Annotated in this window: 14 protein-coding genes; 10 read left to right on the top strand and 4 right to left on the bottom strand. The window is 62.0% G+C overall.

Features of this window, described 5'->3' with window-relative positions; translation table 11 throughout:
- Positions 1-228: 228 nt before the first annotated feature.
- The 4 genes from gdhA (at position 229) to ACWF6P_RS28455 (ending at position 4240) form a co-directional block, all read left to right on the top strand.
- Positions 229-1572 (top strand): NADP-specific glutamate dehydrogenase, encoded by a 1344-nt coding sequence (gene gdhA, locus ACWF6P_RS28470; protein WP_317556274.1) that lies wholly within the window; start codon positions 229-231, stop codon positions 1570-1572.
- Between the two features lie 491 nt (positions 1573-2063).
- Positions 2064-3323, top strand: coding sequence for a PucR family transcriptional regulator (locus ACWF6P_RS28465; RefSeq protein WP_452623275.1), 1260 nt, complete (start codon positions 2064-2066; stop codon positions 3321-3323).
- Between the two features lie 361 nt (positions 3324-3684).
- On the top strand, positions 3685-3828 hold the full coding sequence (locus ACWF6P_RS28460; protein ID WP_003945326.1) for a hypothetical protein: 144 nt from the start codon (positions 3685-3687) through the stop codon (positions 3826-3828).
- 244 nt (positions 3829-4072) lie between these two features.
- Entirely contained in the window at positions 4073-4240 is a 168-nt protein-coding gene (locus ACWF6P_RS28455; protein ID WP_003945367.1) for a hypothetical protein, read from the top strand.
- 148 nt (positions 4241-4388) lie between these two features.
- Here the strand turns inward: ACWF6P_RS28455 and ACWF6P_RS28450 are convergent, their stop codons facing one another.
- The 3 genes from ACWF6P_RS28450 to ACWF6P_RS28440 are packed head-to-tail and all read right to left on the bottom strand — an operon-like array spanning position 4389 to position 6988.
- Positions 4389-4634, bottom strand: a complete 246-nt coding sequence (locus ACWF6P_RS28450; protein ID WP_452623274.1) for a hypothetical protein — start codon at positions 4632-4634, stop codon at positions 4389-4391.
- Between the two features lie 13 nt (positions 4635-4647).
- Positions 4648-5820: a fatty acid desaturase family protein gene (locus ACWF6P_RS28445; RefSeq protein WP_452623273.1), complete on the bottom strand. Its 1173-nt coding sequence runs from the start codon at positions 5818-5820 to the stop codon at positions 4648-4650.
- Positions 5821-5854: 34 nt separating this feature from the next.
- Positions 5855-6988 carry a ferredoxin reductase gene (locus ACWF6P_RS28440; protein ID WP_452623272.1) on the bottom strand — a complete coding sequence of 378 codons (1134 nt, stop codon included), beginning with the start codon at positions 6986-6988 and terminating at the stop codon, positions 5855-5857.
- 168 nt (positions 6989-7156) lie between these two features.
- Between ACWF6P_RS28440 and ACWF6P_RS28435 the strand changes: the two genes are divergently transcribed.
- The 3 genes from ACWF6P_RS28435 (at position 7157) to ACWF6P_RS28425 (ending at position 9624) form a co-directional block, all read left to right on the top strand.
- Positions 7157-7852 carry a TetR family transcriptional regulator gene (locus ACWF6P_RS28435; protein ID WP_452623271.1) on the top strand — a complete coding sequence of 232 codons (696 nt, stop codon included), beginning with the start codon at positions 7157-7159 and terminating at the stop codon, positions 7850-7852.
- Between the two features lie 35 nt (positions 7853-7887).
- A complete protein-coding gene (locus ACWF6P_RS28430) occupies positions 7888-8727 on the top strand; it encodes an alpha/beta fold hydrolase (protein WP_452623270.1) in 840 nt (279 codons plus the stop codon).
- A gap of 75 nt (positions 8728-8802) precedes the next feature.
- Entirely contained in the window at positions 8803-9624 is an 822-nt protein-coding gene (locus ACWF6P_RS28425) for an acyl-CoA thioesterase (RefSeq protein ID WP_452623269.1), read from the top strand.
- On the opposite strand, the gene ACWF6P_RS28420 is transcribed toward ACWF6P_RS28425, so the two are convergent.
- Positions 9614-10975 (bottom strand): MFS transporter, encoded by a 1362-nt coding sequence (locus ACWF6P_RS28420; RefSeq protein ID WP_452623268.1) that lies wholly within the window; start codon positions 10973-10975, stop codon positions 9614-9616. The genes ACWF6P_RS28425 and ACWF6P_RS28420 overlap by 11 nt on opposite strands.
- Before the next feature lie 128 nt (positions 10976-11103).
- Between ACWF6P_RS28420 and ACWF6P_RS28415 the strand changes: the two genes are divergently transcribed.
- The 3 genes from ACWF6P_RS28415 to cmrA are packed head-to-tail and all read left to right on the top strand — an operon-like array spanning position 11104 to position 14544.
- Positions 11104-11694, top strand: coding sequence for a PadR family transcriptional regulator (locus tag ACWF6P_RS28415; protein WP_452623267.1), 591 nt, complete (start codon positions 11104-11106; stop codon positions 11692-11694).
- Positions 11691-13721, top strand: coding sequence for an FAD-dependent oxidoreductase (locus ACWF6P_RS28410; RefSeq protein ID WP_452623266.1), 2031 nt, complete (start codon positions 11691-11693; stop codon positions 13719-13721). Before ACWF6P_RS28415 ends, ACWF6P_RS28410 begins: the two co-directional genes overlap by 4 nt.
- A gap of 19 nt (positions 13722-13740) precedes the next feature.
- Positions 13741-14544 (top strand): mycolate reductase, encoded by an 804-nt coding sequence (gene cmrA, locus ACWF6P_RS28405; protein WP_452623265.1) that lies wholly within the window; start codon positions 13741-13743, stop codon positions 14542-14544.
- The last annotated feature ends 119 nt before the right edge of the window (positions 14545-14663 follow it).

The following is a 14663-nucleotide window of genomic DNA, read 5'->3' as shown; positions in this document are numbered from 1 at the left end:
CCCACTCGAACCACAGGGCACAGTGATCCCCCGACCGCAGAAGCAAACCATTTGGACTGTGTTAAGAGAGTGAAAGCTGAGCAAATTGTTATAAATCGCCCGTTCAACTGACACAAGTGACCGCTGTGTCCGATTTCACCTTCACAGGACAGTTGTCCGATACAGCAAAAAAGGCGCCTAGTATGTAACGGAAATGTAAAAGAGTTCTCACAACGAGGTAGGTGAGCGGTGTCCGTACGTGACCGCGTAGCGCAGATTTACGATCAGGTTTTGGTTCGCAATGCAGGAGAGCCCGAGTTCCACCAGGCCGCTGCGGAAGTATTCGAGTCGCTTCACGTAGTACTCGAGCGCCACCCGCGCTACGCCGACGCCGGACTCATCGAGCGGCTCTGCGAGCCGGAACGCCAGATCATTTTCCGCGTGCCGTGGACCGACGACCAGGGCAACGTTCACGTCAACCGTGGCTTCCGAGTGCAGTACAACAGTGCACTCGGCCCCTACAAGGGCGGCCTGCGTTTCCACCCCAGCGTCAACCTGGGCATCGTGAAGTTCCTCGGCTTCGAGCAGATCTTCAAGAACTCCCTCACGGGCCTGCCTATCGGCGGCGGCAAGGGCGGCTCCGACTTCGATCCCAAGGGCTGCTCGGACGCAGAGGTCATGCGCTTCTGTCAGTCCTTCATGACCGAACTGCAGCGGCACATCGGTGAATACACCGACGTCCCGGCCGGCGACATCGGCGTCGGCGGTCGCGAAATCGGCTACCTGTTCGGCCAGTACAAGCGGCTGACCAACACGTACGAGTCGGGCGTCCTCACCGGCAAGGGCATCACCTGGGGCGGATCGCAGGTTCGCACCGAGGCCACCGGCTACGGCGTCGCGTACTTCGTCGCCGAAATGCTCAAGGCGAAGGGCGAAGGCCTCGAAGGCAAGAACGTCGTGATCTCCGGATCCGGCAATGTCGCCATCTACGCCATCCAGAAGATCCACCAGCTCGGCGGCGTCGCAATCGCCTGCTCGGATTCCTCGGGATACATCGTGGACAAGAAGGGCATCGATCTCGACCTCCTCAAGGAGATCAAGGAAGTACGCCGCGGCCGCATCAGCGAGTACGCAGACGCCGTTCCGCACGCCGAGTTCATCGCCGACGGGTCCATCTGGGACGTGCCGTGCGACGTCGCACTCCCCTGCGCGACTCAGAACGAACTCGACGAAGATGCCGCAAAGACCTTGATCGCCAACGGCGTTCAGGCCGTTGCCGAAGGCGCGAACATGCCCACCACCCCCGGCGGCATCCAACTCTTCCGTGACGCGAACGTGGCCTTCGCCCCCGGCAAGGCAGCCAACGCCGGTGGCGTTGCAACCTCTGCTCTCGAAATGCAGCAGAACGCTTCGCGTGATTCCTGGAGCTTCGAGTACACCGACGAGCGCCTTGCCGGAATCATGCGCGGTATCCACAAGCGCACCATCAACACCGCTGCCGAGTACGGCAAGCCGGGCGACTATGTTCACGGCGCCAATATCGCCGGCTTCGTGAAGGTCGCCGACGCCATGATTTCGCTGGGCGTCATCTAGAGATTTCGCAACACAGACGGCAGCACAGAAAAGGGTGCCTCCACCCTGAACCGGTCCCCCTACGTTGGACTGGTCGAATCAACACCTAGGCCTCGAGGGCCCTGGGTCCGCGACAGCGTCGGACCCAGGGCCCTCGACCATGATCTGAGCAAATCGCCCGCGACGTACCCCGCAGGCGACGGCAATGATCCCAGATGGAACTGGTGGTGTCCGCCGAATCCGTTTCCGCTCTGACGTCGGAAAACATCGTAAATGGACGATTGTTTAGTTCGGCGCCGCGTGGGGCATATGGACTTATCTTCACATTTGTCCATTTCACAGTTGGACATTCGTTCATGTGGTAGAAATCACAACGCCTGGCGCAATTCGATCCGCAGATTTCAGCGACGAGTATGCCCCCGAACAAGGCCTCAGCGTGTACCCCGCTTCGTAACGCGCCGAGCCTCCGGGTGCCTGTGCCGCGCGACGCATCTGTCTAGAGGAGGCCACCCATGTCCCCAGCGCTGCTGAACAACCCGGGACCGCTCATGCTGGGAGGCAAGCCCGCCTCCACAGCGGTCAATGACGTCATCCCACTGGCAAGCGATCTCGTAGATCACTTGTCCCGCGCCAACCCGACGTTGACTTCCCTCCAAACGGAGGCAGTACGTCGGGAGTTGATCGCGGTAATCGTGCAGGGGCTTCAAGTAGGGATCCAGCTATTGGATCACCGCAAACTCCCCACCGACCAAGACCTGGACGGCATTCACACCATGACCGTCCAACAAGCACTGAAAGGCGTGCCACTCAGCGCAATTCTCAGCCTGACGAACGAGGGCATCAGCACTTTTCGCACCCTCATCCTCAGTCGAGCCGACGCCGGGGACTCCGCTAATCTCGGCGATCTCAACGAGTTCTTGTTTGCACTGGCGCAGCGGCTTCACTCGTTCATCTCGATCAGCTATCTCGCGGCTCTTCCGGCCGGTTCCCAACTCGGCGAATACTCCGCCGGCGCCCTCGTGAAAGCCATGCTGGACGGCGACGATCCCACCCAACTCGCGCTCCAGATGGGCATTGAACTCGCACCCCGCTATCTCGTCCTACGACTGATGGTGAACCTGCCGCCCACGCGAACAGGAGCCCGCAACGGCACGCATCAGCGCATACAGGCCTATCGCGATCTCACGGTGGTTCAGGCAAAGATCGCGGCCCACTTCGTCTCGGCACTGCTCGAAGCGCCTGCACCGCAACGTGGTCTGGTCCTGATCGAGGGCACACCCGACTGGAAATCGGTGTGCGAGATCATCCAAAGTGCACGTGCAACGGTCGGCGTGGAGATCACGGCCATCGGCGAGAGTGCCGCCGTCGGAGACATCGCCGCCGCCCAGGCAACAACACATGAATTGGCGCAACTCGTGCGGCGCCTGAGACTGCCGGCGCGGTCATACCGGATGGAGGACCTCGCGCTCGAGTACCAACTGACGCGGAGCGGCGCGGGCCGCGACAGCTTGATCAACCTACTCAAGCCACTCCACGGCAATCCGGAACTGTTGCAGACACTGTCCATACATCTCGCGAACGGCCAGCACCGCCAGCGCACCGCGTCGGCACTGGGCCTGCACACGAACACCGTCGACAACCGGATCAAGCGCATCGCCGCCCTGACCGGATTGGATCCGGCTCTACCCTCTGAGCTGCTCAAACTGCGCGCTGCGATGATCTCGCTTTCTTTCGCCAGCACTGATGTGGACAACCGTCCAGCGAAAGTGTGAACACTCACACCCTCGCTATTAGCTCTCCACGAATGCTGGCCTCGACCCCACTTTTCCGCACCGAGCCGGGCTATAAAAGTGTGGTGCGAATCACCGCGCAAACCAGTAACAATTAAGGGGAACCACATGATCAACGGCCAGGACAACGCTCTCCTCGGTGCCTTCTTCGACACCATCCTGCAGCTCTTCAACGCGGGCAGCACCGGCACGGGCTCGACGGATGGCGGCGGCGTCTCCTAGGACGAATCGCGGGCCCTGTGCGAGATTTCTCGCGCGGGGCCCGCTCCAAGCCGCCTGACACTGTGAGGGCGGTGACCACGGTGACCACCATGTCGCCACCGCTGAAACCAGGAGCCAGCACATGATCGCCGCACCAACAACAGGCGCTTTGGCCGTCGTCTTGAACACGGTCCTTCAGATGTTCAACGCGGGCAGCAGCTTCCTCTACACCGACAACTCTCCGATCGGCGGCGGCGGAGAAACTCCCACGACGCCTGCTCCCTGATCGACTTACCCGCTCGCACCACAAACGTCGCGGCGCAGACAGGAATCACCGTGATAAACCCGCACACCCAGGGCAGCCTGGTTATCGACTTCGGCTCACTCTCCCGGGCACTCGGCTTCGGCAACGGCTCGATCGTGTCGCTCGGCAGCACCGGAAGTGCCTGAAAAAGCCGTCCTGATTACGTCGACGATCCCGTCGCCGCTCACATTCTCACCACATCTCGAAACAGAAAGCAGGTCTCCCTGTGCCTACAATCCCGCTCACCGGCGACCCCATCGTCATCAACATCATCGTCCAGCTACTGAGCGCGGGCAGCAGCAACGCGCTCGCTTTGGGCGGGGTCGGCAGCAGCGGTCTCGGTAGCACCGGGCTCGGCAGCTTCGACTCGGCGAGTCTCGGGAGCGCTGCTTAGCATCTCCCGCTGATCGGTGGCTGATTCACCGCCATTGGTCTTCACTGCCATTGGTCGACATGCAGTCCATGAACACGACGTTGCCCTCCGCCACAAAGGACGGAGGGCAACGTCGTCGGTCATGCCGAGCGGGTACGGCGCAGTCGGATCAACGCCAGTCTTCAGGCGGATCGGCGTCGCCGTGTTCGATAGTCACGGATTCCGAATGATCGTCAGCTGCAGCCTTTTTCGCCGCTTCACGCATCTCGATGCCGTCGGATACCCAGTCACCGATCTCGCGCGTCACGTCTCGAACTGCCCCGGCGATGATCATCGCGATGGAGCCGACGTGGTTGGCTGCACTTTCCGTCAACTCCTGGACGGTGTCCTTGCGGCGTTCGAATTTCCCGACCATCAAAGTGTGCCTCTCAGGCTGCTGTTCGCTGGCGCTCGACGATAACACCGGGAGGGGTCTTCGACTTGACCAAACCGGGCGGCAGAGCGAGCTTGAAGATCTTGCCCCACACCGAACCGATCTGCTTGAAGAACCCACCGGTGTTGTACGGCAAACCGTACTTCACACACAATTCTTTCACCTGGGGAGCCAGTTCCGGATAACGATGCGCAGGCAAGTCCGGGAACAGGTGGTGCTCGATCTGGTGCGAGAGGTTGCCCGACATGATGTGGAAGAGCGGGCTTCCCTCGATATTGGCACTGCCGAGCATCTGCCGCACATACCACTGACCGCGAGTCTCGTCAGCCGTCTCGTCCTCCGTGAAGCTCTGGACGCCGGTGGGGAAATGGCCACAGAAGATGATCGAGTAGGTCCACACGTTTCGCACCAGGTTGGCGGTGACGTTCCCCGCCAGCGTGGTCACGAACAGCGGTCCCGTGAGAACCGGGAAGATCACGTAGTCCTTGAGGACCTGCTTGCCGGCCTTGTTCCACCAACCCTTGAGTAGCGGCTTCACGTCGTGCCACTTGCGTTTACCTTGGATGACGTTCTCGATCTCGAGGTCGTGCATCATCACGCCCCACTCGAACAACATCATCAACGCGAAAGCCCAGACCGGATTACCGAGGTAATAGGGGTTCCACTTCTGCGCGTCGTCGATACGCAGGATGCCGTATCCGATGTCGCGGTCTTTGCCGAGAATGTTGGTGTACGTGTGGTGCATGTAGTTGTGCGAGTGGCGCCACTGGTCGGCCGGGCACACCGTGTCCCATTCGAAGACTTCGGAATTGAGCCCGGGCTCACGCATCCAGTCGTATTGACCGTGCATGACGTTATGGCCGATCTCCATGTTGTCGAGAATCTTCGACACACTCAGTGCACCGACGGCGGCGAGCCATACCGGGGGGAGGAAGCCGAGGTACATCAAGCCGCGACCCGCGACCTCGAAACCACGCTGCGCCTTGATGATTTTGTAGATGTACTCCCGATCCTCAGCACCGAGTGAGGCGACAGTGCGATCACGCAGTGCGTCCAACTCGCGGCCGATCTCCTCGACCTGCTCGTACGTCAGGACAACAGGAGCGTCGTTCTTTGCATCGGAACCGTTGCCGAGGAAAGGGAGGGTGGGAAGTGAAAGTCCAAACATGTCGGTCTCCAGACAGTCGTGAGGAAATGGGACTTCAGATGTCGACGGTGACGTCGCCGACGGGAGCGCTGACGCACAGCTGGATCTTCTTGTCCGGCTCGTCGTCGGTCTCACCGGTGCGCACGTTGCGGGTACGACCCGCCCTCTTGACGGAGGTGCAGGAGAAGCAGATTCCCATCCGGCATCCGTATTCGGGATTGAGGCCCGCAGCTTCTGCTTGCTCGAGCAGTGTTTCGCCGGAGTTCTCGGCCGCCACTCCACTTTTCGTGAATGACACCTCGCCGCCGGCCTCACCTGGCTCGGCCACTGCAGGTGCAAACTCTTCGGTATTGAGCAAGTGCTCGACGTCGACCTCACGGAACACCTCGCGCACTCCCCGCATCAGTCCGGGAGGCCCACAGAGATAAGCCTGGGCGTCGACGGTGTCCGGATCGGCGATCCACGGTGCCACGGCGTCGAGGTGCCCACGGTCGAAGAAACCTTCGAGGTCACCTCCACCGCTTTCGGTGTACACGAGTACCAGTTTCACGTTCGAGTTCTGCTCGGCGATCGTTTTCAGGGCGCGCGTGTATGCCACGTCGGCATCGGTGTTCGCGTAGTGCACGAACACGATCTCGCCCGAATGCTCCTCGTCCACGAGCGTCCGCAGCATCGACATCACCGGGGTGATTCCACTGCCACCACTGATCAGCAACACCCGACGCGGGCGGTCGACCGGGAGGGAGAACACCCCGTCTGCCTGCGAAAGACTGACTACAAGTCCCGACACAGCGTTGGCGTACAGATACTGCGACACCAATCCACCCGGATGAGCCTTCACGGTGAGTTCGATCAACCCGTTTCGCGTGGACGCGGCCCCGGCCGGCGAGTAGCACCGGGTGTGACGAATACCGTCGATCACCACGCCCAACTGCACGAACTGGCCCGCCTGAAATCCGCGCCACTGGCGAGTAGGACGCAGCGTCAGGGTGACGGAGTCAGCGGTCGGATAGTCGACGGCAACAACCTGGGCGCGAATGTCACGAACGGTCGCCATCGGGTTTATCAGCTCGAGGTAGCGATCGATCTGATGTGGAGCGGCCATGGCTTCGATCAGTCCCACCAAGGACAGTCCGCGCCGAGATGTGGGCTTCGGTGTCGTGTTCTCAGGAGCAGATGCGATTGTCATGACCCTCCTCGTGTTTCGATTGCCGGGTAAATCGTTTGACGGGCTAACTTCCCCCGACTGCGTGAATTCAGTGTACAAATGTTCACCGAAGATAGTGTGACAGGTGCACACAAGTACATGTCAACAAGAATGTGACCCGAGTTACACGAGTTGCCGAAAGGAGCCGGGATGCCTGTACCTACACTCGACGTCGTGACGAAGGCCGGACCGGTGAACCCAGAGAACAGGGAACCCGACAACAGGGAACCGGAAAGCCGTGCCGCCAAAAAGGAGCGCACGCGCCAATCCCTCTTGGACACGGCAATGGATCTCTCGGCCGACCGAGGCTTCGCCGGAATCAGCTTGCGAGAGGTTGCCAGAGAAGCCGGGATCGTTCCGACGGCGTTCTATCGCCACTTCGCTTCGCTGGAAGACCTCGGCGTTGTCCTCGTCGAGGAAAGCATGCGCATGTTGCGTCAGATGCTTCGCGACGCCAGGCGCAATCCCAGCACGAAGGACGCCACTACGTCACTGGGTATCCTTGTGCGACAGGTGCATACACACGAACGACAGTTTCGATTCCTCTGCCGTGAACGCTACAGCGGCGTCAGCGAGGTGCGACGCGCGATAGCCACCGAAATGCGGTTGTTCGTCAGCGAATTGACCCTCGATCTGTCCAGAATTCCCGGACTCGAAAGCTGGTCGTCGGACGATCTGGAAATGGCCGCCGATCTGATCGTCTCGACGATGTTCGGTGCCGTCGTCGAACTCCTGGACGCGGGGACTGCCGGATACCGCGACGAAACCGCCGTCATCACACGAGCAGAGAAGCAACTGCGGATCATCATGCTCGGAATGGCCACCTGGAATCCACCTCGAAACTGACCTCGGGTTCACCTTTTCGACGTACGGTGAGAGCCATGTCTTCCACGAGTACATTCGAAATCCCCGTTGGCGACCTCACCTTCGACGTACTGATCTCGGGCCCGGACGACGGTATTCCGCTGGTAGCGCTGCACGGATTCCCGGAGAGCGCCGCATCCTGGGGCAAGGTCACACCACTACTCACTGCAGCGGGATACCGCGTGATCGCACCGAATCAGCGCGGATACTCCGCCGGCGCACGCCCGGAAGGTGTGGATGCCTACCGCATTGAGCACCTGGTAGCCGACGTCGTCGGATTGCTCGACGCACTCGGTCTGCCAGACGCACATCTTGTCGGCCACGACTGGGGTTCGGCGGTCGCCTGGCAGGTCGCCGGTCGCCATCCGAACCGGATCCGCAGCCTGACCGCGATCTCGGTCCCCCACCCCACAGCTTTCGGCTGGGCACTACGCGAGGACGAGGACCAGAAGCAACGCTCGTCGTACATCGGACTTCTCCGGCAGGAGGGAAAAGCCGAGGAAGTGTTGTCGGAGGACAACTTCCGCCGGCTGCGCGCCATGTTCGACGGCCAGATCGATCCTGAATTCGCCGACGAGCACATTCGTGTCCTGAGCGGGGCGGGCGCGCTGACCGGCGCCTTGAACTGGTACCGCGCGATGACGCGCGACTTCGGCGACATCGATCGCACCACGGTGCCGACCACGTACGTCTGGAGCACCGGCGACTCGGCGCTCGGCCGGGCAGGCGCAGAACGCTGCGGCGAATTCGTCGACGCGCCCTACGAGTTCGTCGTCCTCGAAGGCGGGAGTCACTGGGTCCCGGAAGAGCGAGCCGAAGAGTTGGCCGAGGCCATCCTCGCACGTGCGGGATCCTGACCGAAGCGAAGAATTCGGCTCTATGTATGTTGTCATACATAGAGCCGAATTGATACCACCACCAGGAGTTCTGCGATGTCCGAGACCGTTGCACCACCCCACCCTTTTGACGCTGCTGTCGGCTTGACGTCGCTCACCGCCGGTTTGTCGACCGGCGAAACCAATGCGGCGTACAACAACATGGTCGGACCTTTCGGCGGCGTCACCGCTGCCACGTTGCTCGAATCGGTATTGAAGCACCCCGAGCGGCTGGGCGATCCGCTGTCGTTGACCGTCAACTTTGCCGGTCCGATCACCGAGGGTGCTTTCGAGATCTCTGCCCGCCCGGTGCGCACCAACCGCTCGACCCAACACTGGTCGATCGAACTTTCGCAGGACGGAACCGTCGCCACCACCGCGACGGCAGTGTTCGGCACGAGGCGTGAGACGTGGTCGTCGACCGAGATCACGATGCCGGAGGTTCCGGCGGCCGAAGACGTTGCACTGCTGCCGTTCCCCGAGTTCATCGCCTGGGCACAGAACTACGAGATGCGGTTTGTCGAAGGTGCGATCCCCGACCTGGAGTCGGGCGAGCACCCCGACTCGACTACGACGCTCTGGGTGCGCGATCAGCCGGCACGCGCTCTCGACTACACGTCGTTGACCGCACTGTGCGATGTCTTCTTCCCACGAGTTTTCCTGCGCCGAGGCAAGATGGCACCGGCCGGAACGGTCTCGATGACCATCTACTTCCACGCCGACACTCAGGCGCTGACCGAACAGGCTGACAATTCAGTCCTGGGCACCGCGCGGACTCAGCGGTTCGGAAACGGGTACTTCGATCAGTCGGCCGAAATCTGGGGCAGTGACGGCGCATTGCTCGCTACGACACACCAGTTGGTCTACTTCAAGGATTGACAACCACCGCACTGTCGCCTTCCGGCGCCTTGACCATCGACAGGGCGGCGAGGCCGACACCGAGCACTACCAGCAGTCCGATGATGCCGGCGCGGTCGGCGCCGAAGAGCCAGGCGAACAGGCCGAACAGTGTCGGCGCAAGGAACGACACCGCTCGGCCTGTTGTCGCATACAGGCCGAACATCTGACCTTCACGCCCGGGCGGGGTGATGCGCGCCAAGAATGTTCGTGCCGACGACTGAGCAGGTCCGACGAACAGGCAGAGGGCGAGTCCGAAGATCCAGAACATCACCGGCCCTGACACCGCGATCAAGATCGCGCCGACCACGATCATCGACGCGAGCGAGACGGTGATGACCTGCTTGGGCCCGATCCGATCGTCGAAGCGTCCGGCCACCAAGGCGCCGATTGCGGAAATCACGTTGGCGGCAACACCGAACAGCAGGACGTCTGCTGCGCTGATTCCGTAGACGTTGACGGCCAGCACGGCTCCGAAGGTGAACACACCCGCGAGTCCGTCGCGGAAGAGTGCGCTCGCGATCAGGTACCAGATCGTGCGCCTGTCGACGTTCCAGAGTTCACGCAGATCGCGCCACAACACCCGATAGGAGTCGAAGAATCCGGCCTTCGATGCGCCCGGATCGACCGCGGGGCTGGGTAACTCGGGAACCTTGAAGAACACCGGGATCGCAAAAATCGCGAACCATACTGCGGCCAGCAGTGCCACCATCCGGATGTTCATGCCGCCGTCGGTGGTCAATCCGAGGAATCCCCGAGTGTCGCCGTCGCCGACGATGAATCCGAAGTAACACAGCAACAGCAGCACGATTCCGCCGAAATATCCCATGGCCCAGCCGAAGCCGGAGACTCTACCCAGATTCTCCGGTGTCGACACCTGCCGCATCATGGCGTTGTAGGGCACTCCGGCGAGCTCGAAGATCACCGAACCGATTGCGAGCAGAACCAATCCGAGCCACAGATAGCGATAGTTGTCTTCGACGAAGTAGAGGCCCGCCATCGAGAGCACGGTGACGCCGGTAAGTATCGCGAGCGAGAGTTTACGTTTGCCCGACGCGTCGAAGCGCTGTCCGGTGATCGGGGCGAGTATCGCGATGAAGAAGCCGGCAATCCCGAGAGCCCAACTGAGCCACGTGGTTGCCGAAATCGTGCCGGGCAGGTCGTCGCCGACCGCGTCGGTGAGATAGACCGAGAAGACGAACGTGAGGATCACGGCGTTGAATGCGGCCGATCCCCAATCCCACAGCCCCCACGCGAACACTTGACTCTTCGTGGCCGCACCACCGATGCCTGCGGGTGGCTCGGCCTGGGTACTCGTGGACTCGGCGCTCATACGGCGAAGCCTAACTGTGCGCAGGCGACTCGGCGCCTCTCTCCGAGGTGGACATACAGGACGTTCTATGCACCCGAGTTAGTACGCACTTAGTTGCATACGCACCTGAGTGCATAGATACTTTTTACATGGCACTCGAACATGCGTTGCTCGTCTCCCTTTCCGAACAGGATGCGTCGGGATACGACCTCACACGCCGGTTCGACAAGTCGATCGGCTTCTTCCACAGCGCGACCCACCAGCAGATCTACCGAGTCCTCAAGCGAATGGACGAGGCCGGCTGGGTGGAGGTGCAGGCCATTGCGCAGGACGGCCGCCCGGACAAGAAGATGTACCGCGTCAGCGACGCCGGCCGCGCCGAACTGACCCGATGGATCGCCGAGCCGTCCGAACCGAACCACCTGCGCAACGAGTTGGCCATCAAGATCAGGGCCGCAGCGCACGCCGATCTTCCCGCTCTACGACGCGAAGTCGCTCGCCACCGCGACGGCCACGCCGCCCGCCTCGACGTCTACCGACTCATCGAGAAGCGTGACTTCCCCAATCCAGCAGCACTTTCCGGCTCTTCGCTGCATCAGTACCTCGTACTTCGCGGCGGCATCCGCGTCGAAGAAGGTTTCACCGACTGGTGCCAAGAAGTTCTGGACGCATTGCCCACTGGCGAGCCCGCCACCGAAGCCACTGGCGAGAACGCCACGGAAGGAAATTTCCAGCCATGACGGATACACAGTTCCCCCGCCTGCTCGAACCGCTCGACCTCGGATTCACGACGCTGAAGAACCGCGTCGTCATGGGATCGATCCACACCGGCCTCGAGGATCGCGCGAAGGACACCGACCGCTTGGCCGAGTACTTCGCCGAACGCGCACGTGGCGGTGTCGGTCTGATCATCACCGGCGGCTACGCACCGAACCGCACCGGTTGGCTGTTGCCGTTCGGCGCCAAGCTGACCAACCGCGTCGAAGCGCGCCGTCACCGCCGGATCACCAAGGCGGTTCACGACGCGGGCGGGAAGATCGCTATGCAGATCCTGCACGCGGGCCGATACAGCTATCAGCCGTTCAGTGTGTCCGCGTCGTCGATCAAGGCGCCCATCAACCCGTTCCGTCCGCGCAAGCTGACCGGCCGCGGGGTGCGTTGGCAGATTCGCAACTACATTCGCTGCGCGCGCCTGGCCAAGTCCGCGGGTTACGACGGCGTCGAAATCATGGGCGGTGAGGGCTACTTCATCAACCAGTTCCTCTGCGAGCGCACGAACAAGCGCACCGACCAGTGGGGCGGCAGTTCCGAGAACCGTCGACGCCTTGCTGTCGAAATCGTGCGACGCACACGCAAGGCCGTCGGCCCGAACTTCATCATCGTGTTCCGGTTGTCCATGGCAGACCTGGTAGAGGGTGGTCAGACTTGGGATGAAATCGTCTCATTGGCAAAGGAAGTCGAAGCTGCCGGCGCCACGATCATCAACACCGACATCGGGTGGCACGAGTCACGGGTGCCGACCATCGTCACCTCGGTTCCCCGAGCAGCCTTCGTGGACATCACGGGCAAGCTCGAGAAGCACGTCGACATTCCGGTAGCGGCCTCGAACCGGATCAACATGCCTGAGACCGCCGAGGAAATCCTCAATCGCGGGGACGCACAATTGATTTCCATGGCCCGACCGATGCTCGCCGATCCCGACTGGGTCAACAAGGCCGAGCGCGGAGCGTCCGACGAGATCAACACGTGCATCGCCTGCAACCAGGCCTGCCTCGACCACGCATTTGTGCACAAGCAGGTCTCCTGCCTGCTCAACCCGCGCGCGGGCCGCGAGACCACACTGATCCTCTCCCCCACTCGGCGGACCAAGAACCTCGCCGTCGTCGGTGCCGGCCCCGCCGGGCTTTCCGCGGCACTCAATCTTGCTCAGCGTGGTCATTCGGTCACGTTGTTCGAGGCTTCGGACAAGATCGGCGGACAGTTCGGGATCGCACAACTCATTCCCGGTAAAGAAGAGTTCGCCGAAACCATTCGCTACTACACGCGCATGCTGGACGTGGCCGGAGTGACCGTCAAGCTCGAAACCCGCGTCGCACCAGCAGATCTCATCGGATCCTTCGACGAAGTGGTGGTTGCCACCGGAGTGACACCGCGCGTTCCCAAGATCCCCGGCATCGAGAACCCAAAGGTGCTGACCTACGCCGAGGTCGTCCGAGAGGGCAAGCCGGTCGGTAAGTCCGTCGCCGTCATCGGTGCCGGCGGCATCGGCGTCGACGTCAGTGAATTCCTCACCCACCCGACCTCCCCCACCCTTCACCTGAAGGAATGGAAGCAGGAATGGGGCGTCACCGAACCCGAGATGGCGCCGGGCGCGCTCACCACACCGGTACCGGAGCTCTCCGAACGTGAGGTCTACCTCCTCCAGCGCAAGCCCGGACGCATCGGTGCCGGACTCGCGAAGACAACCGGCTGGGTCCACCGGGCAGCCCTCAAGAACAAGGGCGTGCACGAACTCTCGGGCGTCAACTACGAGCGCATCGACGACGCCGGTCTGCACATCACGTTCGGTGAGAAGCACGAGAAGCCCCGGCTCCTCGAGGTCGACACCATCGTCATCTGCGCCGGGCAGGAATCGGTTCGCGACCTCGTGGACGAACTGACCGTCGCGGGTGTGGTGACCCACATCATCGGCGGCGCCGACGTGGCAGGAGAACTGGACGCCAAGCGTGCCATCGAACAGGGCACACGACTGGCCGCGAAGATCTGACCGGCTACGCTGACTGATCGTGAGCCTGCCGACACCCACAACCACAGCCCGCGCCGTCGTGACCGGCGCCTCCTCCGGCATCGGAGAGGCACTGGCCGCTGATCTGGCATCACGCGGACACTCCCTGATCCTCGTCGCCCGTCGCGGCGAGGTCATGGAGGTCCTCGCCGAGAAGCTTCGCGCCGCGCACGGCGTCGAGGTGGAAGTCCGTGCATCGGACCTCTCCGACAGCGGGGCGCGTGCCGTTCTCGTCGAGGAACTCGGTGGCCGCGACATCAGCATCCTGTGCAACAACGCCGGGATCGCCACCTTCGGCCCGATCGCCGAACTGGACCCGGCGTACGAGCGTGACCAGGTCGAGCTCAACGCCGTCGCGGTTCACGACCTCACCCTGGCCGTGCTGCCCGGCATGCTCGCCCGCAAGTCCGGAGCGATCCTGATGGTCGGGTCCGCGGCCGGCAACATGCCGATCCCCAACAACGCGACATACGCCGCCACGAAGGCGTTCGTGAACACGTTCGCGGAATCGTTGCGTGGTGAACTCAAGGGCACCGGGGTGAACGTCACCCTCCTCGCTCCGGGCCCCGTACGCACCGAAACTCCGGACCCGGCCGAAGCGTCCATCGTCGACAAGCTCGTTCCGGACTTCTTCTGGATCTCGAGCGAGTACACCGCCAAGGTCTCGCTCGACGGCCTGGCCGAGAACAAGATGCGCGTCGTACCGGGCATCTTGAGCAAGGCGATGTCCGTCGCGGGCGGTTACAGCCCGCGTGCGGTCGTTGCGCCGATCGTGGGCACGTTCTACAAGAAGCTCGGCGGCTGATTCACTCAAACTTCTCAGAGCAGGCCATAGCAGACCATATAGTCGGTTAATGGCGATGCGAAGAACACTGGCAGTCGGGGCAATCCTTCTTTTGACCGGAGGGTTGCCCTTACTGTTGC

The organism is Rhodococcus sp. NPDC055024 (assembly GCF_053608585.1).
This window is presented reverse-complemented; position numbering and strand designations above follow the sequence as displayed.